At 70.9% G+C, this 23,258-nt stretch carries 18 protein-coding genes; 3 read left to right on the forward strand and 15 right to left on the reverse strand.

Annotated features, from left to right (window positions below; all coding sequences use genetic code 11):
- The 11 genes from AC08OO_RS09320 to uvrC form a co-directional block, all read right to left on the reverse strand.
- A partial coding sequence (locus AC08OO_RS09320) for a serine/threonine-protein kinase (protein ID WP_476618420.1) occupies positions 1-1,547 on the reverse strand: 1,547 nt, incomplete at its 3' end.
- A gap of 91 nt (positions 1,548-1,638) precedes the next feature.
- Positions 1,639-1,974 (reverse strand): RNA polymerase-binding protein RbpA, encoded by a 336-nt coding sequence (locus AC08OO_RS09325; protein ID WP_011436081.1) that lies wholly within the window; start codon positions 1,972-1,974, stop codon positions 1,639-1,641.
- A gap of 257 nt (positions 1,975-2,231) precedes the next feature.
- A complete protein-coding gene (locus AC08OO_RS09330; RefSeq protein ID WP_476609582.1) occupies positions 2,232-3,998 on the reverse strand; it encodes an ABC transporter substrate-binding protein in 1,767 nt (588 codons plus the stop codon).
- Between the two features lie 74 nt (positions 3,999-4,072).
- Entirely contained in the window at positions 4,073-4,303 is a 231-nt protein-coding gene (gene secG, locus AC08OO_RS09335) for a preprotein translocase subunit SecG (RefSeq protein ID WP_011436079.1), read from the reverse strand.
- Positions 4,304-4,579: 276 nt separating this feature from the next.
- Complete coding sequence (tpiA, locus tag AC08OO_RS09340; protein WP_476618421.1) at positions 4,580-5,524, reverse strand: triose-phosphate isomerase; 945 nt, start codon at positions 5,522-5,524, stop codon at positions 4,580-4,582.
- Between the two features lie 51 nt (positions 5,525-5,575).
- The gene (locus tag AC08OO_RS09345) at positions 5,576-6,778 is read right to left on the reverse strand and encodes a phosphoglycerate kinase (protein ID WP_476609584.1); all 1,203 of its coding nucleotides are present in this window, start codon (positions 6,776-6,778) and stop codon (positions 5,576-5,578) included.
- A 132-nt stretch (positions 6,779-6,910) separates the two neighbouring features.
- Entirely contained in the window at positions 6,911-7,918 is a 1,008-nt protein-coding gene (gene gap, locus AC08OO_RS09350) for a type I glyceraldehyde-3-phosphate dehydrogenase (RefSeq protein WP_476609585.1), read from the reverse strand.
- Positions 7,919-8,419: 501 nt separating this feature from the next.
- Positions 8,420-9,406, reverse strand: a complete 987-nt coding sequence (gene whiA / locus AC08OO_RS09355; RefSeq protein ID WP_011436075.1) for a DNA-binding protein WhiA — start codon at positions 9,404-9,406, stop codon at positions 8,420-8,422.
- Positions 9,407-9,411: 5 nt separating this feature from the next.
- Positions 9,412-10,494: a gluconeogenesis factor YvcK family protein gene (locus tag AC08OO_RS09360; protein WP_476609586.1), complete on the reverse strand. Its 1,083-nt coding sequence runs from the start codon at positions 10,492-10,494 to the stop codon at positions 9,412-9,414.
- Positions 10,495-10,501: 7 nt separating this feature from the next.
- Positions 10,502-11,371 carry an RNase adapter RapZ gene (gene rapZ, locus AC08OO_RS09365; protein WP_011436073.1) on the reverse strand — a complete coding sequence of 290 codons (870 nt, stop codon included), beginning with the start codon at positions 11,369-11,371 and terminating at the stop codon, positions 10,502-10,504.
- The gene (uvrC, locus tag AC08OO_RS09370) at positions 11,368-13,503 is read right to left on the reverse strand and encodes an excinuclease ABC subunit UvrC (RefSeq protein ID WP_476609587.1); all 2,136 of its coding nucleotides are present in this window, start codon (positions 13,501-13,503) and stop codon (positions 11,368-11,370) included. Before uvrC ends, rapZ begins: the two co-directional genes overlap by 4 nt.
- A 250-nt stretch (positions 13,504-13,753) precedes the next feature.
- Between uvrC and AC08OO_RS09375 the strand changes: the two genes are divergently transcribed.
- Positions 13,754-14,167 (forward strand): SsgA family sporulation/cell division regulator, encoded by a 414-nt coding sequence (locus AC08OO_RS09375; RefSeq protein ID WP_011436071.1) that lies wholly within the window; start codon positions 13,754-13,756, stop codon positions 14,165-14,167.
- On the opposite strand, the gene uvrA is transcribed toward AC08OO_RS09375, so the two are convergent.
- A complete protein-coding gene (gene uvrA, locus AC08OO_RS09380; protein ID WP_476609588.1) occupies positions 14,110-17,040 on the reverse strand; it encodes an excinuclease ABC subunit UvrA in 2,931 nt (976 codons plus the stop codon). The genes AC08OO_RS09375 and uvrA overlap by 58 nt on opposite strands.
- Before the next feature lie 245 nt (positions 17,041-17,285).
- Here uvrA and AC08OO_RS09385 point away from each other — a divergent pair, with 245 nt between their 5' ends.
- Positions 17,286-17,984, forward strand: a complete 699-nt coding sequence (locus tag AC08OO_RS09385) for an MBL fold metallo-hydrolase (protein WP_476609589.1) — start codon at positions 17,286-17,288, stop codon at positions 17,982-17,984.
- 127 nt (positions 17,985-18,111) lie between these two features.
- Here AC08OO_RS09385 and AC08OO_RS09390 read toward each other — a convergent pair whose 3' ends face one another.
- From AC08OO_RS09390 to AC08OO_RS09400, 3 genes are all read right to left on the reverse strand, one after another.
- Positions 18,112-19,155, reverse strand: coding sequence for a glycosyltransferase family 2 protein (locus AC08OO_RS09390; protein WP_476609597.1), 1,044 nt, complete (start codon positions 19,153-19,155; stop codon positions 18,112-18,114).
- 326 nt (positions 19,156-19,481) lie between these two features.
- Positions 19,482-20,540 (reverse strand): TerC/Alx family metal homeostasis membrane protein, encoded by a 1,059-nt coding sequence (locus tag AC08OO_RS09395; RefSeq protein ID WP_476618422.1) that lies wholly within the window; start codon positions 20,538-20,540, stop codon positions 19,482-19,484.
- A 42-nt stretch (positions 20,541-20,582) separates the two neighbouring features.
- On the reverse strand, positions 20,583-21,905 hold the full coding sequence (locus tag AC08OO_RS09400; RefSeq protein ID WP_476609590.1) for a peptidase M50: 1,323 nt from the start codon (positions 21,903-21,905) through the stop codon (positions 20,583-20,585).
- A gap of 226 nt (positions 21,906-22,131) precedes the next feature.
- Here AC08OO_RS09400 and AC08OO_RS09405 point away from each other — a divergent pair.
- Positions 22,132-23,258, forward strand: a 1,127-nt coding sequence (locus AC08OO_RS09405; RefSeq protein WP_476618423.1) for a DEAD/DEAH box helicase family protein, incomplete at its 3' end; no start/stop codon positions are given.

Consider the following 23,258-nt stretch of genomic DNA (forward strand, 5'->3'; position numbering starts at 1 on the left):
GATGGGGACACGGGGGGCGCCGAGCGGCGCATGGTCGCCTGCCCCGCCGAACTGATCTCGGTCGCCGGATACGAGCAGCCGAGCGTGCCGTCGCCGTGGAGCACGAGGTCCAGCCAGGTGGCGGCGAAGCACAACGCCCCGACCCGGGTGAGACGTTCCTCGAGCCGGACCGAGGCGCCGGACACCCCCCGCAGCACGAGCTCGCCTGCGCATCCACTCTCCGGGTAGGCACTCGTGCCGATCACCTCGCCGATCCGGCCGCCCCGCAGCACCAGCTCGGCGTTGAAGTGCACGAACGCCTGCGTCACCGATCCGCTCCAACTGCCGATCATGCCCGGGGGCAGCGCCTCGCCAGCCTCGGCGCCCGGTTGCGACCCGACCCCCGCCGGATCCCGCGTGGCGACCGTCGGCGGCGAGGCACGACGCCGGTCGCCGTCGCCGCCGTCGTCCGCGCCGAACAGCTGGTACGCCCCGGCGGCCACGGCGGCGAGCAGCACCAGGAGGATCATCGCCCCGGCCATCAGCCGGGGTGCCCGCCACCGCCGGACCCACCCGACCGCGCCGGGGGGCCGCGCCGTCCCTGGCCAGGCCGGCGGGAACGGCACGGGTCGCGACCCGGTCCGGCGCCGGATCACCGCGTCCGGCGCCGGGGACGGCGGCAACGACGCGGCCGGGGGTACCGGAGATACCGGAGATACCGGGACGGAATCGGCTGGGTGGGACGCGGCCCAGGTCAGCAACGCCTGCGCTCCCTCCGCGCGCAGCCGGCTCGCCGGGTTCTTGGCCAGCAGCCCGGCGATCGCTGCCGACAGCCTGCCGCCCCGGAGGAAGGGTGGCGGATCGGCGTGCAGCACGGCGCCGATAGTGGTGGGCAGCGTGTCGCGCTGGAACGGTGAGACCCCCTCGACGGCAAAGTAGAGGGTGGCGCCGAGGGCGAACAGGTCGCCGGCCAGAGTCGCGGGGCCGCCGAGGAGGCGTTCGGGCGCCATGTAGGCGGGCGTCCCGCCGCTGCCGATGCCGCCGGTGAGGGTCGGGTCGGCGGCGTGGGTGGCGATGCCGAAGTCGGTCAGCAGCACCCGGCCGTCGTCGGCCAGCAGGATGTTCGATGGTTTGACGTCCCGGTGCAGCACGCCCATCCGCTGACCCGCGACCAGGGCGTCGAGGACCGCGAGCCCGACCTGGATGGCACGCTCGGGCGGTAGGGGACCGTCCCGGTTGACCGTCGTGGCGAGTGTGCCGGCCCGGACCAGCTCCATCACGATCCACGGCAGGCCGTCGTGTTCCACGGCGTCATGGACGGTGACCACGTGTGGGTTCCCCCGCAGCCGGGCGGCATTGCGGGCCTCGCGCATCGCCGTCTCCACTCCGGCGGCACGCTCGTCGTCGTCGAGGTCGGCGGAGACCCGGATCTCCTTGATCGCCACCTCGACCCGGAGCACGTCGTCGTGGGCCCGCCACACGGTGCCCATCCCACCGGAGCCAATCCGTTCGACGAGCCGGTACCGCCCGGCGACGAGCGGGCCGATGCCGACACCATCCACAGTCACAGGGGCATCCTCGGCGACGGCGCAACGGCTGCGGGGGCGGGGCGCGCGTGCGCCGACGGTCGCCGCCGGGGTCGGGCCAGGCCGGGCCGGGCTAGGATGCGCCCCGAAGCTTGGCGAGCGCCTCGGCGAGGATCGCCTCGCCGTCCTTTTCGTTCCGTCGTTCCCGCACGTAGGCGAGATGGGTCTTGTACGGCTCGGTGCGCGGCGGGGCCGGGGTGTTGTCCCGATCCCGTCCCGCCGGAAAACCACAGCTCGGACAATCCCATGTGTCGGGGATCGCCGCGTCCGCAGCGAACGACGGTCTCGTCTCGTGCGCGTTAGCGCACCAGAAGGAGATACGTTGCCGGGGCGCGGTCTCGCCCCGTTCCGCCTCTCCCATCGGTCCTGCCCCGACCCGGCTCCCCCGGATGGCGTTGCCACCTGCCACGGCCCGCGTGCTCCTTCGTCTCGTCCCATGGGTGGTAGCACGGAAACCGTGCCTGCCGATTTCGTGGCCTCGAGTGCCGCGAAAACTCGTACCCGGTTTCGTAAACCTGACGTTCCCGGCGCTTTTCCCTGGATGTTCCTCCGGGTACGTCCTGGAGGGAGTGTAGGCCGCGAGAGCCACCCATGGATGCACCGGCCACCCCCGCCTGGTTACCCCTGGCGTTACCCCCGGTGGGAGGAGCGTGTGCAGGTCGGCTGTCATCCGGACCCCAGCGAGACCGCGGTCGGATCGGCGGTGCCGATCGACGGCACGATCGTGAACGCGGTGACGTCCGTGCTGTGGAACTGCGGGGTGTGCACGACGGCCAGCGGGATCACCGCGACCTGCCCGACCACCGTGTGCTCCAGGTCGGCCCAGTTGTTCGCGGCGGTCGCCTCGCTGGTGGCCCGCAGCGCCGTGACGAGCAGATGCAGGGCGCCCGGATCCCGGTAGCCGCCGTCGGCCGGCCTGGGGCCGGCCCACGTCTCGTCCAGCAACGGCTGGAAGACGGTGCGGCCCGCGTCGCCGTACCAGTCCGGGGCGATAGTGGTGAGCGCCAGGTCCCAGAACTGCCCGGTGGGGTGGACGGCTGCCGCGCGGTAGCGCTCGCCGGTCCGGATCCGGATGTCGAGGCGGATACCGGAACGGGCGAAGGCGGTCCGCAGTGCCTCGGCGGCCGCCACGTCGGTGGCGCTGTCCGTGGTGAGCAGGGACAGCGCCGTGACGGGTCCGCCGGGGGTGTGGCTCAGCGCCTCCCGGCAACGGGCCGCGTCGCCGAGTCCCGCCGGGCTCGGGAAGGGATCCGCGTCGGTGTAGCCGGTCATCGTCTCCTGCAGCAACCCGGTGGCGGCAGCTGCGAACTCGGGGCCGCCGAGCGCTGCCGCGAGGCTCACCCGGTCGATGCAGTAGGGCAGCGCCCGGCGGACCGACAGCTCACGCAGCGCGGCCGCGGAGGGCCCGTTGAACCCGACGGTGAGCGCCAGGGTGACCCCGACCCCGTCGACCACGAGACGGGGGTCGTTCGCCCTGGCGAGCTCCACGGCCCGGCTGTCGGGTATCTTCCCGTCGAGCGACATGTCCGCGTCGCCGCTCTCCAGCTCCTGCTGCATGGCCTCCGGACTCAGGCCGTCGAAGATCGTTATATGGTCGGGCAGGGCACGGCGGATCCCGTCCGAGGACGCGCTCCAGGATGGGCTGCGCGACAGCCGGTACCCGTCGCCGGGGGCGACCGTGAACCGGTACGGCCCGGCCGAGACCAGGTTGTGCAGGTACTCCAGCGAGTCCGGCGGGTAGGCCAGGGCCTCCAGCGGCACCGGGGAGGCCGCCGGCAGCGCCAGCACGTCCACGAAGTCGTTTACCGGGGCCAGTAGGTGGAACGCGAGCGTGTCGTCGCCGACGATCTCGATGCCCTCCACGGTGCTGCTCTCGACGAAGGCCGCGGCGTCGGCAACCGGGGTCGCCGCCAGCTGGGCACAGAACTCCCGGAATCCGACGATGGTCGCCGTGAAGTAGCCGCGCAGCGGTGACGGGTTCGGGGGCGTGCACAGTCGCTTGATGCCGCGGGCGACGTCGTTGGCAGTGATCCGGCGCTGGTTGGGGGTGTCCCAGCGCGCCGCGGGACGCAGCCGCACCGTGTAGACCAGCCCGTTCTCGGTGACGACCGGCGCGCCGACGGCGAGGTCCGGCCGCGGGATGGTCGACTTCGTCGTGTCCTCGTCGGAGGGATAGCTGTACAGCTGGCGGGTCACGAGCCGGCTGACCGCCCGCTCGCCGGGCTGGTCGGCCCAGCCCGGATCGCCACTGGGCATCCACTGGGTGACGATCCGCAGCGTGCCGCCCGGCTTGCCGGACGGAGGGGGCGTGGTGGTCGTCGCCGGGGTGGGACTGGCAGCGAGCTCACGCGATCCGTCCCCCGAGCCACCGCTGCAGGCGGTCACCGTGGCAGCCAGGACCGTGGCGAGCAGGACCGTGGCGAGCACGGACACGAGGCGAGGCAGCCGGCCTCCACGGCCGCGACCACTCCCGCGGCCGGGACCAGGGCGCGGGCCGAACTGGGCGTTCAATTCTTCAGCAGCAGACCGAGACCGACGATGCAGGTGAACCAGATGATCCCAACAGCGATGGTCAACCGGTCGAGGTTCTTCTCCACAACCGAGGACCCACCCAGCGACGAGGACACGCCGCCGCCGAACAGGGTGGACAGCCCGCCTCCCTTGGCTCGGTGCAACAGCACAAGCATGATCATCAGAATACTTGCGACAATCAGGGCGATCGACAGACCGATCGTCATCTAGACCAGCTCCCGCTCCTCGGGGAAGTGGCAGGCCGCTCGGTGCCCAGGCCGAACCTCCGACAAGGGCGGTTCCACCGTCCTACGCACCTCCTCGGCCTTCCAGCAACGTGGGTGGAACCGGCACGCCTTGAGGGGATCGGGCGGGCCGGACACGTCGCCACGCAACAGTATCCGCTCTCACCGACAGTGCTTCGCCTGGTCCGGTGGTCCGGCACCGGGACGGCCGGCGGCAGGGCGAGTGCGCGGTAGGCGAGTGTACGGACGCGTCCGCCGTCAGGCCGGCGGCCCGCTGCGCACGATGCCGACGAACTCCTCGGCGACCAGGCTCGCCCCGCCGACCAGCCCGCCGTCCACGTCCGGCATGGTGAACAGCTCGCCGGCGTTCGCTGCCTTCACCGAGCCGCCGTAGAGGACACGGATCCCCGCGGCGATCTCATCGCCGTACTGCCTGGCCAGCTGGCCGCGGACCGCCGCGCACATGTCCTGGGCGTCCTGCGCGGAGGCGGTGCGGCCAGTGCCGATCGCCCACACCGGCTCGTAGGCGATGACGATCGTCGCGGCCTGCTCGGCGGTGATGCCAGCCAGCGACCGCTCGAGCTGACGCAGCACGTGCTCGACCTGGGTGCCGGCGGCCCGGATCTCCTCGGGTTCCCCCACGCACAGGATAGGGGTGAGCCCCACGGAGAAGGCCGCCTTCGCCTTGGCCGCCACCAGCGCGTCGTCCTCGTGGTGGTCGGCCCGGCGCTCGGAGTGCCCGACGACGACGTAGTCGCAGCCGAGCTTGGCCAGCATCGCCCCGCTGATGTCACCGGTGTGCGCACCCGACGCGTAGGGGGAGAGGTCCTGCCCCCCGTAGGCGATGGCGAGCTTGTCCCCGTCCACCAGGGTCTGCACGCTGCGCAGATCGGTGAACGGCGGGAGAACAACGACCTCGACGGTCTCCAGCTCGGCGGGCTTGAGATCGAAGGCGATCTTCTGCACCAGCGCGATCGCCTCGAGGTGATTGAGGTTCATCTTCCAGTTGCCGGCTACCAGCGTCCGTCGGCCGGTGCCCTTGACGCCGGCGGCGCCCTTTGAACCGGCAGCGCCCTTCACCGACCTGTCCTTGCCCACGCCGTCCTCGTCCTTCCCGGATCCCCTGTTCTTCCCGGATCCCCTGTTCTTCCCGGATCCCCTGTCGGAACCTCGCTCAGATCTTCCCCGGCCCAGCAGGGCCATCAGCCGGCCCCGGCCCCGGAGGTCCCGCGGAGGCCGGACGTCCCGCGGAAATCAGACATCGAGGGCCGCGAGCCCGGGCAGCGTCTTGCCCTCCAGGTATTCCAGGCTCGCGCCGCCGCCGGTCGAGATGTGGCTGAAGGCATCCTCCGGGATGCCGAGCGTGCGGACCGCCGCGGCGGAGTCGCCGCCACCCACGACGGAGAACCCCTTGCCGGCGGCGACCGCCTCGGCCACCCCCCGGGTGCCCGCGGCGAACGGCGCGAGCTCGAACACGCCCATCGGCCCGTTCCAGAAGACCGTGGCCGCTCCGGCCAGCCGCGCGGCGAACAGCTCCGTCGACGCCGGGCCGGTGTCGAGCCCGAGCCAGCCGGCGGGGATGGCGTCAGCCGCGACGACGGCGGTGTCCGCGTCGGCGGCGAACCTGTCCGCGACGACGACGTCGGTCGGCAGCACGATCCGCTCCCCGCCCTCGGCGAGCAGCTCCTTGCACGTTTCGATCATCTCGCTCTCCAGCAGCGACCCGCCGACCCCGTGACCGAGCGCCGCCAGGAAGGTGAAGCACATCCCCCCGCCGACGAGCAACGCGTCGACCTTGGGCAGCAGCGCGCGGATCACGCCGAGCTTGTCGGACACCTTGGACCCGCCGAGCACGACACTGTAGGGACGCGCCGGGTCGCTGCTGAGCCGGCGGAGCACTTCCAGCTCGGTAAGCACGAGCCGACCCGCGGCGTGCGGCAGCCGCTTCGGGACGTCGGCGACGCTGGCATGGGCCCGGTGGACCGCGCCGAAGGCGTCCCCGACGTAGAACTCGGCGAGCGCCGACAGCTCGTCGGCGAAGGCCGCGCGGATCGCCGCGTCCTTGCTGGCCTCCCCGGCTGCGAAGCGCAGGTTCTCCAGCAGGGCCACCTCGCCGTCCCCGAGCCCGGCGACCACCTCGCGGGCATGCGCACCGGCGATGTCACCGCTGCCGTCGCCGGCGAACGCCACCGGCCGGCCCAGCAGCTCGGCGAGCCGACCCGCCACCGGCTCCAGGGAGTACTTCGGGTCCGGTTCGCCCTTCGGCCGGCCCAGGTGCGAGCTCACGACCACCCGGGCGCCCCGGTCCAGCAGCGCGGAGATGGTCGGGACGCTGGCGCGGACCCGGCCGTCGTCGGTGATGCGCGGGGTGTCACCGGAACGATCCAGCGGCACGTTCAGGTCGCTGCGGACCAGCACTCGGTGCCCGGCGACCTGCAGGTCGTCGATCGTCCTCACGCTTCGTTACTCCATTGGGGAGAGAAATTGTCGAGGAAGAGCCGGAGAGGATCCTCTCCGGCCCGGTCGGGAGGAACGGCCGGGGAGGACCGGCGCCGCCCGACGGGTTTCACCGGCCGGCGGCGCGCGGGCCTAGAGGCGCGCGGCGACCAGCGCGGTCAGGTCGACCAGCCGGTTGGAGTAGCCCCACTCGTTGTCGTACCAGCCGACGACCTTCACCTGATTGCCGGCGGACATCGTCAGCAGCGAGTCAAACGTGCAGGACGCCGGGGTGTTGACGATGTCAGAGGAGACGATCGGGTCCTCGGTGTAGACAAGGTAGCCCTTCAGCGGGCCCTCCGCCGCCGCCTTGAACGCCGCGTTGACCTCTTCCTTGCTGGCCTTCTTGTCCAGGGTGGCCACCAGGTCGGTGACCGAGCCGTCGAGGACCGGCACCCGCATCGCCAGTCCGTCGAGCTTGCCCTTGAGGTGGGGCAGGACCAGCGCGGTGGCCTTCGCCGCACCCGTGGTGGTCGGGATGATGTTCTGCGCCGCAGCCCGCGCCCGCCGCAGGTCCGAGTGCGGGAAGTCCAGGATGACCTGGTCGTTGGTGTAGGCGTGGATGGTGGTCATCAGCCCCTGGCTGATACCGAAGGCCTCGTCGAGCACCTTCGCCATCGGCGCGACGCAGTTCGTCGTGCAGGATGCGTTGGACAGGATGTGGTGCCTGGCCGGGTCGTAGGCGTCGTCGTTCACGCCTATCACCACAGTGATGTCCTCGTCCTTGGCCGGCGCCGAGATGATGACCTTCTTGGCACCCGCCTGCAGGTGCTTGCCCGCATCCGCCGCCTTGGTGAAGCGGCCGGTGGACTCGATGACGACGTCCACGCCCAGATCGGCCCAGGGCAGCGCCGCCGGGTCGCGCTCGGCCAGCACCTTGATCACGGCGTCACCGACGCGGATACCCTCGTCAACGACGCTGACCGCAGCGGACAGCGTACCCAGCGTGGTGTCGTACTTGAGCAGATGCGCGAGAGTCTTGTTGTCGGTCAGGTCGTTGACCGCGACGATCTCAAGATCGTTCCGGTTGCTCGCCGCGAGCGCCCGCCAGAAGTTACGACCGATTCGCCCGAAGCCGTTGACACCCACCCGCGTAGCCACGTCCAGGACTCCCTACCGTCTTGTCTCGTCGTTTCGATAGTCACGCCGTCGTTCCATCGCGACGTCGTCGTTCGGTTGTGACGTTCTCGTTCATGTGGCGCTGTCGTTCATGTGGCGCTGTCGTTCATGTGGCGCTGTCGTTCATGTGGCGCTGTCGAGGCAGGAGCCTAACGAGTTTGCACATCATCGGCGGGAATCCGAACCGTGCGATGTTGGTCTCCTCACACGGTGCGGGCACGCCCCACCCGGAAACTACATCCCATCACATGGCTGCGCTGCCGCACCGCCGGTGCGCCTCCGCGCAGGGCCGGGGGCCGGCAGATCCCGTGGACCCGCGCTGACGCCGGCCGAACCGCCCAGGCGGGCGTCCCACGGGGCGGACCCCACCCCGAAGAGCCCCGAAGAGCCATCCGATCCCGATGGTGCTACTGGGCCAGTAGTCCACTTGCGGGTATGACTTGCAGGTATGAAATGTCTGGGCCTGACCTGGGCCGCTGTTGCTCAGGCGTTCTCAAGGAGATCCGGGGAGACGCTCGCCTCGGTGTTGGGGATACCGAGCGCGTTGGCCCTCTTGTCGGCGAGCGCCAGCAGCCGGCGGATCCGGCCGGCGACCGCATCCTTGGTCAGCGGCGGGTCCGCGAGCGCGCCCAGCTCCTCCAGGGAGGCCTGCGCGTGCTCGATGCGCAACCGGCCGGCCGCCAGCAGGTGCTCCGGGGCGTCGTCGCCGAGGATGCGCATCGCGGCCTGCACCCGGGCGCCGGCGGCCACCGCGGCCCGGGCGGAGCGGCGCAGGTTGGCGTCGTCGAAGTTCGCCAGCCGGTTGGCGGTCGCCCGGACCTCCCGGCGCATCCGCCGTTCCTCCCAGGCGAGCAGGCTGTCGTGCGCACCGATCCTGGTCAGCAGCGCGCCGATCGCGTCGCCGTCGCGGATGACGACGCGATCGACGCCGCGCACGTCCCGGCTTTTGGCCTGGACCCCCAGCCGACGCGCCGCGCCGACCAGGGCGAGCGCGGCCTCTGGACCAGGCGAGGTCACCTCCAGCGAGCAGGACCGACCCGGCTCGGTCAGCGAACCGTGGGCGAGGAACGCGCCCCGCCAGGCCGCCGCGGCGTCACAGGCGGAGCCCGTGACCACCTGCGGCGGCAGCCCGCGCACCGGACGGCCACGCTGGTCGAGCAGGCCGGTGGACCGCGCGAGCTGCTCGCCGTCTCGCTCGACGCGCACGATGTAGCGCACCGAGCGGCGCAGCCCACCGGCGGCCAGCACGGCCACCGTCGAGGGGAAGCCGAAGACCTCGGCGACCTCACGACGCAACCGGCGGGCGGTCGCGCCAGTATCGAGTTCCGCCTCGACCACGATGCGACCACCGACGATGTGCAGCCCCCCACCGAAGCGCAGCAGGGCCGCCATCTCGGCCCGCCGGCAACAGGGCTTCGCGACCCGCAGCCGGCTCAGTTCGTCCTTGACGGTGGCCGTCATCGCCGCCACACCGATCACTCCTTGGCTTCACCGGATGGGGTCCGGCGGACCGGTCCGCCGGACGATGAGTACTGCGTGACCGGCCGCCGGGACGCGGGCGTCGGGCAGGTCGCCTCCGGGAGTCCCGCGAACACCGCACGGAAGGCCGCGGCGAGCCGGACCGGATCGTGCACGGGCGCGCCGGGGATCCGCACCGGCGCCAGATGGAGCCGGGCACCGACGTCCGCCGCCGCCCGGGCGAGCAGATCGGGGTCGGGCACGGCGGTCGGATCAGCGATCACCACGTCCAGCCGCAGGCCGGGAACGTGCCGGCCGAGGGAGTGGAGATGGGCCTGGGGGGTGTATCCCTCGGTCTCCCCCGGCTGGGCGGCCAGATTCAACACCATCACCCGGTTCGCCCGGGACGTCGCGATCGCCCGGTTCATCTCGGGAACCAGTAGATGCGGCAGCATGCTCGTGTAGTGCGATCCCGGTCCAAGGATGATCCAGTCGGCCGCGGCCGCCGCGGTTACCGCCTCCGGACAGGCCGGCGGTGCCGCCGGCGACAGCCGGACACCCGCGACCCGTCCACCGGTCGTGGCCACCGCGGCCTGCCCGCGCACCTCGACCTCGGCGGTGGGCGCCGCCGGATCCAGCCCCACGACGTCGGCGACGATGTCGATGCCCCTGGTCGACAACGGCAGCACCCGCCCCCGCACGCCGAGGAGGGTGGCGGCCAGGTCGAGCGCGGCCACCGGTGATCCGGCGCGCTCGGCGAGCGCGGTCAGCACGAGGTTGCCGACCGCGTGCCCGGCGAGCGGCCCGTCGCCGCCGAACCGGTGCTGGAACACGTCCGCCCAGGTGGTCGACCATCCGTCCGGTCCGGCCAGCGCGGCCAGGGCCATTCGCAGATCGCCCATGGGCAGCGCGCCGAGCTCCGCGCGCAGCCGCCCGGAGGATCCACCGTCGTCACCGACGGTCACCACGGCGGTAAGCGCCGAGGTGATCTGCCGGAGCGCGGCGAGCGAGGCGGCGAGCCCGTGGCCACCGCCGAAGGCGACGACCGCCGGTGCCCGGTCCGGACCGTCGGAGCGCGCGGCTACGCCCTTGAGGTTCACGGATGGTTCACTCCCGTCCCAGGTCACGGTGCACCACCCGGACTCCCACGCCGCCCGCGGCGAGCCGGATGCCGAGCTGCTCGGCGATCGCGACGCTACGGTGCTTGCCGCCGGTGCACCCGACGGCCAGCGTGAGATACCGCTTGCCCTCACGGGCGTAGCCCTCGCCGACCAGGCGGAGCAGCGCCGAGTACTGGTCGAGGAAGTCCTGCGCTCCCGGCTGGGCCAGCACATAGTCGCGCACCTGCGGATCGCGGCCGGTGAACGGGCGCAGCGCCTCCACCCAGTGCGGGTTGGGCAGGAACCGGCAGTCGGCGACGAGATCCGCATCCAGCGGAAGTCCGTACTTGTACCCGAACGACACCACCGTGGCGTTGAGCCGGTTGGCGTTCGGCTGCCCGAACGCGGCGTCGATCTTCGACCGCAACTCGTGGACGTTCAGGTCGGTGGTGTCGAGGACCAGGTCGGCCTCGCCGCGCAGCTCGGCGAGCAGAATCCGTTCCCGGCCGATGCCGTCGACCACCCGCTCGTCGCGCTGCAGCGGATGCGGCCGGCGGACGTGCTCGAACCGGCGGATCAGCGCGTCGTCGCTGGCCTCGAGGAACAGCATCCGGGGATGCATGCCCCGCGCGTCGAGCGCCGCGATCGCGGCGCGCAGGTCAGAGAAAAACGGCCGGCCCCGCACGTCCACCACGACGGCGATGCGGCTGATTGCCCCACCGGAACGACGGCCCAGCTCAGCCATGGTGGACAGTAGCTCCGGGGGAAGGTTGTCGACGACGAACCAGCCCAGGTCCTCCAGACACTTCGCCGCGGTGCTGCGCCCGGCGCCGGACAGCCCGGTGATGATCGCCAGATCCAGGGTCGGGGTGGTCATGAGACGGTCTCCGTGTCGAGAATCTCTCCGGTGCGCGGGTCGACGACGGGGGCGGGCGCGTCGGCGCGGCCCGGCGCCGACCGGGCCAGCGCGGTGACGATCGCCGCCGCCGTCCGCGGGCCGATGCCGGGCACCTGCGCGATCTGCTCGGCACTCGCCGCCCGTATCTTCGCCACCGAACCGAAGTGGCGCAGCAGGGCCTTGCGCCGGGTGTCACCCAGGCCGGGGACCTCGTCGAGGGCGGAGGCCACCATGGCCGTGGACCGCTTCTGCCGGTGGTAGGCGATGGCGAAGCGGTGCGCCTCGTCGCGCACCCGTTGCAGCAGGTAGAGCGCCTCGGACGTCCGCGGGAGGATGACCGGGTCCGCGGTGTCCGGCAGCCAGACCTCCTCCAGCCGCTTCGCCAGCCCGCACAGCGCCACCCCGCCGGGGCCGGCGTCGATGCCGAGCTCGTCAAGCGCCCGGGCCGCCGCAGCCACCTGGGGCGCCCCGCCGTCCACCACGACGAGGTTCGGCGGGTAGACGAACCGGCGCGGCCGCCCGGTCCCCGGATCGATCGGCTGCGCGGCACCCGGCGCGCCGGCGATGTCGCCAAGCTCGCCGATGGCGGCGATGTCGCCAATGCGGGACCGCTCGGCGAGGTAGCGCGAGAACCTCCGGTGGATGGTTTCGTACATGCTCGCCACGTCGTCCCCGGCAGCCCTGTCCCGGCCGGCACCCTCCCGACCGGCACCCTCCCGACCGGCGATGCCGCGGATCGCGAACCTGCGGTACTCGGACTTGCGCGGCAGGCCGTCCTCGAACACGACCATGCTCGCCACGACGTTCGTGCCCTGGGTGTTCGAGACGTCGAAGCACTCGATGCGCAGCGGCGCGTCGGGCAGCTCCAGGGCCTCCTGAAGCTCGGCGAGGGCACGGCTGCGGGCGGTGAGGTCACTGGCCCGCTTCGTCCGGTGCAGCGCGAACGCCTGCTTGGCGTTGCGCTCCACCGTTTCGAGCAGGGTGCGCTTGTCCCCACGGCGGGGCACGCGGACCTCGACGCGGCTACCCCGGGCCGCGCCGAGCAGTTCGGTGACCGCCTCGACATCGGGCGGCAGGGCGGGCACCAGGATCTCGCGGGGGATGCCCTCCCCCTGGGAGCCCGCGGTGGTCGTGGGCACCGTCGAACCGGCGGTCCCGGTCGAGGCCGCTCCCGTGCCGTCGAGGTACTCCTGGGTGAGGAACTGCTCGACGAGGTCCGCGGTCGTGACCTCGTCGAGCTTGTCGACGACCCAGCCCCGCTGGCCGCGTACCCGCCCGCCACGCACGTAGAACACCGTGACGGCGGCCTCCAGCTCGTCCTCGGCGAAGGCGATGACGTCGGCGTCGGTGCCGTCGGGCAGGACCACGGCCTGCTTCTCGACCGCGCGGCGCAGGGCGCCGATGTCGTCGCGCAGCCGCGCGGCGCGTTCGTACTCCTGGGCCTGCGCCGCCTGCTGCATCTCCCGTTCGAGCCGACGCAGGTAACGGCCCGTCTGCCCGGACATGAAGTCGCAGAAGTCCTCGACGATCTCCCGATGGGTGGCCGCGTCGACCCGTCCCACGCAGGGTGCCGAGCACCGGTCGATGTACCCGAGCAGGCACGGCCGTCCGACCTGCGCGGCCCGTTTGAAGACCCCGCCCGAGCACGTGCGGGCGGGGAAGACCCGCAGGAGCAGATCGAGGGTCTCCCGGATGGCCCAGGCATGCGCGTACGGGCCGAAGTACCGGACGCCCTTGCGCTTGGGTCCCCGCATGACCTGCAGGCGCGGGAACTCCTCGTGGAGGGTCACGGCGAGACTCGGGTAGCTCTTGTCGTCGCGGTAGCGGACGTTGAAGCGCGGGTCGAACTGCTTGATCCACGTGTACTCGAGCTGGAGGGCCTCGACCTCGGTCGAGACGACGGTCCAGTCGACCGAGCTCGCCGAGGAGACCATGTGCTGCGTACGCGGATGGAGGGTGTGCAACTCGGCGAAGTAGTTGGCCAGCCGGGCCCGCAGGTTCTTGGCCTTGCCGACATAGAGCACACGACCGTGCTCGTCACGGAAACGATAGACACCGGGTGTCTCGGGGATCGAGCCCGGCGCGGGCCGGTAGGACGCCGGATCAGCCATGAACCGAGCCTACGGCGACCTTCATCCCGAGCAAGCAGCACCTGCACGTAACCATTTCATCACGCATAGCGCGCGGGCTTGACGGCGGGTTCCCTCCGGTGGTGGCGGTAGGGTAACGAGCGGCGACGGCCACCCGGTAGCGTCGTGACCGATTACACACCTTCCGCTGTTTCGGGGGCCCCCGTTGGCGTCCGGGGCGGAGGGCTGCGACCCTCGAGACATCGGGCAAGCGAACCGAGGGAGCCAGCGCGTGCTTGGTAAGGACGTCACGGCGGAGTTCGTCGTGGACGACGCGTCCAGCCGTGGGCGGATCACCGTGTTCCAGATCTGCTGGGGCGCCCGCGACCCGTTGGCCGTGTCCATGACGCTGGTGTCCAGGCCGGAGCATCCCGCGCTGCCGCAGGGCAGCTGGGTCGCACCACGCGACACCCTGCGCGCCGGCCTGGAGACGGCGGTGGGCGACGGGGACGTCCGGATCGGTCCCGACGCGGATCGGCGCGGCGTGCGGCTCGACTTGGTGCACGGCGACCGCCAGTCCGTGGTAGTGGTCGCGGCGTCGTCGCTGCGCAGCTTCCTGGACCGCACCGAGCGGCTTGTCCCGACCGGTCAGGAGCACACCGAACAGGAGCTGGACGCCGTCCTCGCGGACCTGCTGCGGACCTGAGCGGGCGGGAGCGGTCCCACCTCGGCGACCTGGTCCCTGAGGATCTCCCGGAGGAAGACCGCGGTGTGGCTCTCCTCGACCGCCGCCACGGCCTCGGGCGACCCCTGCGCGACGACACGGCCGCCTCCCGTGCCCCCCTCCGGACCCAGGTCAATGATCCAGTCCGCCGTCTTGATGACATCGAGGTTGTGCTCGATCACGATGACCGTGTTCCCGGCGTCGACCAGCCGGCCGAGCACGCCGAGCAGCTTGCGGATGTCCTCGAAGTGCAGACCGGTCGTCGGCTCGTCGAGCACGTAGACCGTCCGGCCGGTGGAGCGCCGCTGCAGCTCCGAGGCGAGCTTGACCCGCTGCGCCTCGCCGCCGGACAGGGTCGGCGCCGACTGGCCGAGCCGGACGTACCCCAGGCCGACGTCGTTCAGCGTCCGCAGGTGGCGGGCGATGGCCGGCACCGCGGCGAAGAACTCCGCCGCCTCCTCGATCGGCATGTCGAGCACCTCGGCGATGTTCCTGCCCTTGTAGTGCACCTCCAGCGTCTCCCGGTTGTACCGGTCGCCGTGGCAGACCTCGCACGGCACGTACACGTCTGGCAGGAAGTTCATCTCAATCTTGAGGGTGCCGTCACCGGAACACGCCTCGCACCGCCCGCCCTTGACGTTGAACGAGAACCGGCCCGGCAGATAGCCACGGACCTTCGCCTCGGTCGTCTCGGCGAACAGCCGGCGGATGTGGTCAAACACGCCGGTGTAGGTGGCGGGGTTGGACCGCGGTGTGCGTCCGATCGGGGACTGGTCGACCCGGACCGCCTTGTCGAGGTGGTCGAGCCCGCTGACAGTGCGGTGCCGGCCCGGCACCTGCCGGGCGCCGTTGAGCTTGTTCGCCAGGACGGCGGCGAGGATGTCGTTGACGAGGGTGGACTTCCCCGAGCCCGACACCCCGGTGACGGCCACGAAACAGCCCAGCGGGAACGACACGGTGACGTCGCGCAGGTTGTGCTCCCGGGCCCCGTGTACGGTCAGTGCCCGGCCCTTGGCCGGCACCCGGCGGATGTCGGGCACCGGGACCCGCCGCCGCCCGGACAGGTAGGCGCCGGTCATCGACTCCTCGCTGGCGAGCAGCTTCTCGACCGGCCCGGAGACGACGACCCGACCGCCGTGCTCGCCGGCGCCGGGGCCGATGTCGACCACCCAGTCGGAGGCGCGAATCGTGTCCTCGTCGTGCTCGACGACGATGAGCGTGTTACCCAGGTCGCGCAGCCGCAGCAGGGTCTGGATGAGCCGGCGGTTGTCCCGCTGGTGCAGGCCGATCGACGGCTCGTCGAGCACGTACAGCACCCCGACGAGCCCGGAACCGATCTGGGTGGCCAGCCGGATGCGCTGTGCCTCGCCGCCCGCCAGGGTGCCGGCGGCCCGGTCGAGGGAGAGGTAGTCCAGCCCCACGTCCAGCAGGAACGTCAGCCGCGCGTCGACCTCCTTGAGCACCCGACCGGCAATGGTCCGCTCCCGTTCGGTGAGGTCGAGCCCGCGCAGGAACACGGCGCACTCGCCGATCGCCAGACCCGAAACCTCGGCGATCGACCGGCCACCCAGCGTCACCGCGAGTGACTCCGGCTTTAGCCGCGCGCCGCGGCAGGCCGGGCAGGGGATGTCGCGCATGTAGCCCTCGTACCGCTCCCGGCTGCTGTCCGACTCGGCCTCGCGGTGCCGGCGGCCCAGGAAACCGATCACGCCCTCGAAGGAGGTGTGGTAGGAACGCTTGCGGCCGTAGCGGTTGGTGTAGCCGACGTGGATCTCGGTGTCGCCGCTGCCGTACAGCACGGCCTTGCGGGCCCGCTCGGGCAGCCCCTCCCACGGGGTGTCCATCCTGAAGCTGAGGTCCTCGGCGAGGGCCGTGAGCAACCGTTCGAAGTACTCCTTGTTGTGGCCGCCCGACCAGGGGGCCACCGCGCCCTGCGCCAGCGACAGGGTGGGGTCGGGCACGACGAGCTCCGGGTCGACCTCCTTGCGGGTCCCAATCCCGGTGCACTCGGGGCAGGCGCCGTACGGCGAGTTGAACGAGAACGACCGCGGCTCCAGCTCCTCAAAGGAGAGGTCGTCGTAGAGGCAGGCCAGATGCTCGGAGTACATCCGCTCGCGCTCGGGATCGTCGGTGTCGCGGTCGACGAAGTCAACCAGGACGAGCCCGCCGCCCAGCTTCAGGGCCGTCTCCACCGAGTCGGTGAGCCGCCGCTTCGCTGACGACTTGATCGCGAGCCGATCGACGACGACCTCGATCGTATGCTTGCGCTGCTTCTCCAGCTTCGGCGGATCGGTGAGCGGCACCACCGTGCCGTCGACGCGGGCCCGTGCGAACCCGGAGCTCTGCAGCTCGGCGAACAGGTCGACGTACTCGCCCTTGCGGCCACGCACCACCGGGGCCAGCACCTGGAAGCGGGTGCCTTCGGGCAACTCCAGCAGCCGATCGACGATCTGCTGCGGGGTCTGCCGGGAGATCAGCCGCCCGCACTTCGGGCAGTGCGGGCGGCCGGCGCGGGCGAAGAGCAGCCGCAGGTAGTCGTAGACCTCGGTGATCGTGCCGACGGTGGACCGCGGGTTGCGCGAGGTCGACTTCTGATCGATGGAGACGGCCGGAGACAGCCCCTCGATGAAGTCGACGTCGGGCTTGTCCATCTGCCCGAGGAACTGCCGCGCATAGGCCGACAGCGACTCCACGTAGCGCCGCTGCCCCTCGGCGAAGATTGTGTCGAAGGCGAGGCTGGACTTGCCGGACCCGGACATACCGGTGAAGACGATCAGCCCGCCGCGGGGCAGGTCGAGGTCGACGTCACGGAGATTGTGTTCACGCGCGCCACGCACGACAAGACGATCGGCCATCGACAAACCCTCATGATCTTCAGTAAGACCGGACCTGGGCGAGTGTGGCCATGCTACGGATGAGGACCGACACTTTTCCGGGGGCGGCCACCTAACCATCAGCCGGACGAATCCGTCGGATCCGGCAGAGACCTCGGATGCGTCAGAGGCGTCAGATCTCCCGGTGCCACCCGACGGACCGTAACGACCGGCAGCTATCCCCTGTTCCCGTCCCATCCGCGCCATCCACTCCGGAGATGATCATCATGAGCGACGCCAACGGCGGCGACACCAGCCGCACCGGCTACACCGGCTACACCGGGAAAGTCACGGTCGGCGGTCCGGCCGACGTGCGGACCCTGCCAGGCCTGACGATCACCAAGGTCGCCGTCGGCCCGATGAACAACAACGCCTACCTGCTGCGCTGCCCGGTCACCGGGGAGCAGCTGCTCGTCGACGCGGCGAACGAGGCCGACACGCTGCTGCGGCTTGCCGGGGATGCGGGGCTGGCAACGGTGGTCACCAGCCATCGGCACGATGATCATGTTCAGGCCCTCGCAGATGTGGTCACCACCACCGGGGCCAGCACGGTCGCCCATCCGGACGATGCCCCGGCCATTCCGGTGCCCACCGCGCGGCAGGTGCGCGAGGGGGACGAGATCGCCGTCGGGACGGCGGCCCTTCGGGTGATCCACCTGGTCGGGCACACACCCGGGTCCATCGCCCTGCTCTACGACGCCGATCCCGCCGCTCCCCACCTCTTCACCGGAGACTGCCTGTTCCCTGGCGGCCCTGGAAACACGTTCGGTGACGAACAGGCCTTCACGACGCTGATGGACGATCTCGAACGCAAGATCTTCGGCCCACTGCCGGACACCACCTGGATCTACCCCGGCCACGGACACGACACCACCCTCGGCGCCGAACGCCCGCACCTGGCGGAATGGCGCGCCCGCGGCTGGTGACGGTGGCGGTGAGGCCGGCTGCGGCGAGCTCGCGCGCTCACGCCAGCGGGCACTCACGCCACCGGGCACTCACGCCACCGGGCACTCACTCCCCCGAGACCCCCTCCGGCACGAGGTGATGCTGGCGTTACGTCCGCTGGCCAGAGGAGCCAGAGAAGCCGGGGGCGCCGGGGGCGCCGTCGGCAAGATCATCGATCAGATCGTCCTGCCGCTGCCGCGGCGTCCGCGGGACCGGGCGGAGATGGCCGAGACGCAGCCGCGTCTCGGCCGGGACGGCGTGCCACCGTGAGCTGACCGCGGGCTCCCAGCCTGGCCGGGCCAGCCCGCTCACCAGTCCGGAGAGGATCCGGACCGCGCGCAACGCGTCGTGCGACCGGCCCACGGCCAATTTGCGCGCGGCGAGGACGGTCAACTGGGCCGCGTGCACCGCGGTCCACGACCGGCCCACGTCGTGACGGTGCCGCCGGGCATAGGTGGCGGCCGACCGGCCGAGTTCGGCGTACAGCAGCCCGGACCGCCCGACGGTCTCCCCGCCCACATGAACGACCGGCCAGGCGTCGTCCGCCCAGACGATGCGCCCGCCCGCGGCGTGCAACCGGGCGAACAGATCCGTCTCCTCGTAGTACATCCAGTACGACGGGTCGAATCCGCCCAGCCGTAGGAAAATCTCCGAGCGGACGGCGAAGAAGGCGCCGACCGGATAGCGCAGTTCCGGCCACCTCCCCACCGCGGCGCTCTCGCCCCGTACCGCCGTGTAGGCGTTCGTCCGCGGGCGCGGCAGGACGGCACTCGCCCGTCCCCGCTCGCCCGCTGTGCCGCGGATCGGGAAGCCGACCACGTCGGCGGACGACGGGGCCCAGGCGAGCAGCTTCGGGATCATCATCGCGGTGTCGGCAGGGACCGTCACATCACTGTTGACCACCAGGATCCACTCCGGCCGCAGCCCGTCCTCCAGGGCACGGCGGACAGCGAGGTTCACCGCGGTGCCGTATCCGACGTTCCCGTGCCCCTGGACCACGCGCACACCGTCCGGCAACGCATCATGCCGGGATTTCCCATCATTTTCTACCAGAAATACCCGACATTCCGCCATGGCATCCAGTGTGGTCAGCAACCGGTACAGAGACGTCGATCCCCCGTGAGAAACGACGACCGCCAACAGCCTGTGCATCATCCGCCTTCGGCTAGTGCGCCCGCAACGAGCTGCGAAATTTCGGGAAGAATCGGCAAGAAAGGACCACGACTCACGCCGAACGAGTACACACGATCGGTCCCGGAACGTCGAGTATTCCCGCCCGCGCGTCTCCTCGCCCGCGCCAGAGAGATACGTTCCGGCGGCTGGATGTGCACCGAATGTACCGCAGTACCCGCCGGAGCCAGCATAACCGATGAGCCAGGACTGTCAGGCATCCTCGTTCCCGGCGCGTCGCGACACCATTCCTCGATATGTTTCCGGGCGGGTGGCGAACCGGGCCCGGTTCGCCACCCGCCCGCCGGTCATCGGGGCACCGCCTGGGAGCCTTCGGTTACCCCCTCCGGCTCGGTTACCCCCTCCGGCTCGGTTACCCCCTCCGGCTCGGTTACCCCCTCCGGCTCGGTTACCCCCTCCGGCTCGGTTACGCCCCCCGGCTCGGCCACGGACCGCGGGGCCGGCGGGGTGGTGCGCAGCGACCAGACGATGGCCACGACCAATGTCACCACAATGACACCGAGCGACAGCGCGATCGGCGGGTGCCACACATCGGTGAGCAACATCTTCACGCCGATGAAGGCCAGGATGAACGCGAGCCCCGTCGCCAGGTGGTGGAAACGTTCCATCAGACCGGAGAGCAGGAAGAACAACGACCGCAGCCCCAGGATGGCCAGGGCGTTGCTCGTGTAGACCAGGAACACCTTGTCGGTCACACCGAGCGCGGCGGGCACCGAGTCGAACGCGAACAGGACGTCGACGGTCTCGATCACGACGAGGACGGCCAGTAGCGGCGTGGCGACCAGCTTCCCGGCACGCCGAAACACGAAACGCTGCCCCTGATAGTCGTCGGTGACCGGAATGACCTTGCGCAGCAGCGCGACCGCCCTGCTCCGGCCCGGATCCATCTCGACGCCGTCGCCCCGGAGCATCGTGACCGCCGTGTAGAGCAGAAAAGCCCCGAAGACGTAGATGACAAAGCTGAACCGTTCGAGCAGCGCGATGCCGGCCGCGATGAACAGGAAACGGAGCACAAGCGCTCCCAGCACACCGTAGAACAGGACGCGGTGCTGGTAGGCGCGAGGCACCCTGAAATAAGAGAAGATCAGCGCGAAGACGAAGAGGTTGTCGACGGACAGGCTCTTTTCCAGCAGCCACGCGGCGGCGTACTCGCCGGCGGGCCCCGGGCCCTGCCAAGCCCAGATGACACCGGCGAATCCGATGCCCAGCGAGACCCACAGAACGCTCCACCACGCGGCCTCGCGAAAGCCGATGACGTGAGCCCGACGATGTGCCAGCAGGTCGATGGTCAGGAGTGTGAGCAGGACGCCGACGAAGGCGGCCCAAGCCCAGGGGGGCACGTACACAGATGATCTCCAGCGGAGTCGGGTGCCCGCCGCGGCGGGCGGTCAGCGCCAGAAGCCGCCGGGATGGGCGGGGCGGACCGTGGTGGCGCGCCCGCGCAGCGGGGCGGTCTCCACCGCCTGCTTCAGCTCCACCGGGCCCACCGTTCCGATCAGGCGAAGGCGACCGTCATCCGGGGCGGCGCCAATGACGGCGACGCAGCCCGCGGCCGGCCGCTCCAGAAGCCGGCCGGTGACGTCCGTCAGCTGCTCGTCCGGACGGGCGGTGGCAACCATCTCCAGCGGAATCATGACCCGGTTGATCCGGGCGAGACCTCGATCGTCCATCGGCACTGCGGCGAGGTCACGCAACAGCGCCACCCCGGCGAGGGATCCGTCGAAGTCCTCGACTCCGAACACCGCCCTCCGCGACGGCAGTACAACCTCGTCCAGCGCGCTTGCGACGGTCGTCCAGGCGGACAACGGCGGCGGCGGCGGGCTCATCACGTCCCGGACGGTCAGACCCTCCAGCGCGACGTAGGTCCGCTGCTGCGCCTGGGCGAACCGGGAGGTGCCCAGCGCCAACCAACCCAGCAGGACGGCCCACAGCGCGACGAACCCGACCAGGAACGACCCGACCACCCCGACGGCGATCAGTGACCAGCCAGTGATCACGCCGGCGCGGGCCGCGGCCTGCTCGGCGCGCGCACGACTGCCGGTGCGGCGCTCCACCCGGGCGGCGATCAGCCGGCCGCCGGAGCTGCGCGGGGAGGGAAGGACGTCAACGAGGGTCACCAGCAGCGCGAAGGTACCCACCCACAGGGCCACCTCGCCGGCCAGTTCCCAGGTGCCGGCGGGTGCCAGGGCACCGAGCACGACGAGCAGGGCCCCGGCGGCAGCGGTGACGAGCAGGCCGGCCCGCGCGATCCGCGCCTCGACCTGGGTGCCGACCTGGGTGCCCGTCCCCGGCGTGGGATCGAGGGCCGCCACGGGCGGCGGCGCGAGATCGATACCGTGGAGTGCCGGCTGGTGGGCGGCCGGGTGAGGGGCTGTCGGGTGAGGGGCGGCCGCCACGCCCGCGGAGCGGTCGGGCGCACCGGCCAGGACCAGCCGGCTCCCGAAGGCGCCGAGGGTGATGCCGAGAACGGTCACCCCCGACCGACGGGCCGACCGGGCCCGCATCAGATCGGCGGCCAGCAGGACGCCCACGAGCAAGCCCGCCCCGATCAGACCGCCGGACAGGTAGGCGAATCCGGGCCGGCCGGGCACGGTGGCCGGCAGCGTGATCGCGGAGAGGAGGACAGTGACGATCGCCACCGAGACAGCCAGTCCCGGACGCACCGTGATCGGCGGGAGATGTCCCCGTCGGGTGGCGTCGTGGGTGGTCATGTCCGCTCAGAGCTCCTTTCGCCTTCACCGGGCCGCGGTCACGACCGGGTGTCATACATGCTCAACGCATAGCCTGCCCGTCAACGTCCCGGCAGACACCGCAGGGAGTCCGCGACTTTGCCGACGATTTCGTTGCCGACGATTTCGTTGCCGAGGTTCGGCAACATCGAAGTTCGGCAACATCGAGATTCGGAAACTGTCGGAGGCCTGTGGTGTGCTAGAAGCCGTGAGCACAACGTTCGAACGGCCCACCATCGACATCGAGCGGACGCGGGCGCCGTTTCAGGTCGTGTCCGACTTCTCCCCGTCGGGCGACCAGCCTGCCGCCATCGACGAGCTGGCCCGGCGGGTCGGGGCCGGCGAGTCCGACGTCGTCCTCCTCGGCGCCACCGGCACCGGAAAGTCCGCGACCACCGCGTGGCTGGTCGAGCGCCTGCAGCGGCCGACGTTGGTGATGGCTCCGAACAAGACGCTCGCCGCGCAGCTCGCCAACGAGTTCCGGGAGCTGCTGCCGCACAACGCCGTCGAGTACTTCGTCTCGTACTACGACTACTACCAGCCCGAGGCGTACATCGCGCAGACGGACACCTACATCGAGAAGGACTCCTCGATCAACGAGGAGGTGGAGCGGCTACGGCACTCGGCGACGATGAACCTGCTCACCCGTCGGGACGTCGTCGTGGTCGCGAGCGTCAGCTGTATCTACGGCCTCGGCACACCGCAGGAGTACATCGACCGGATGGTGCGGCTGAGGGTCGGCGACGAGATCGAGCGGGACCTGCTGCTGCGCCGCTTCGTTGACGTACAGTACACCCGCAACGACCTCGCCTTCACCCGCGGGACGTTTCGGGTCCGGGGGGACACGGTGGAGATCTTCCCGGTCTACGAGGAGCTCGCCGTCCGAGTCGAGATGTTCGGCGACGAGATCGAGCGGCTCACCTACCTGCATCCACTGACCGGGGAGGTCGTCCGCGAGGCGGAGGAGATCTACGTCTTCCCGGCCACGCACTACGTCGCCGGGCCGGAGCGGATGGAGCGGGCGATCGCCGGCATCGAGGCGGAGCTCGCCGAGCGGCTGGCCACCATGGAGCGGCAGGGCAGGCTGCTGGAGGCACAGCGGCTGCGGATGCGCACCACCTACGACATCGAGATGATGCGCCAGGTCGGGTTCTGCTCGGGCATCGAGAACTACTCCCGGCACATCGACGGCCGCGAGGCCGGGAGCCCGCCGCACACCCTGCTCGACTACTTCCCCGACGACTTCCTGTTGGTGATCGACGAGTCGCACAACACCGTCCCGCAGATCGGCGGGATGTACGAGGGCGACATGTCCCGCAAGCGCAACCTCGTCGA

Source organism: Frankia sp. CeCAU1, from assembly GCF_977971845.1.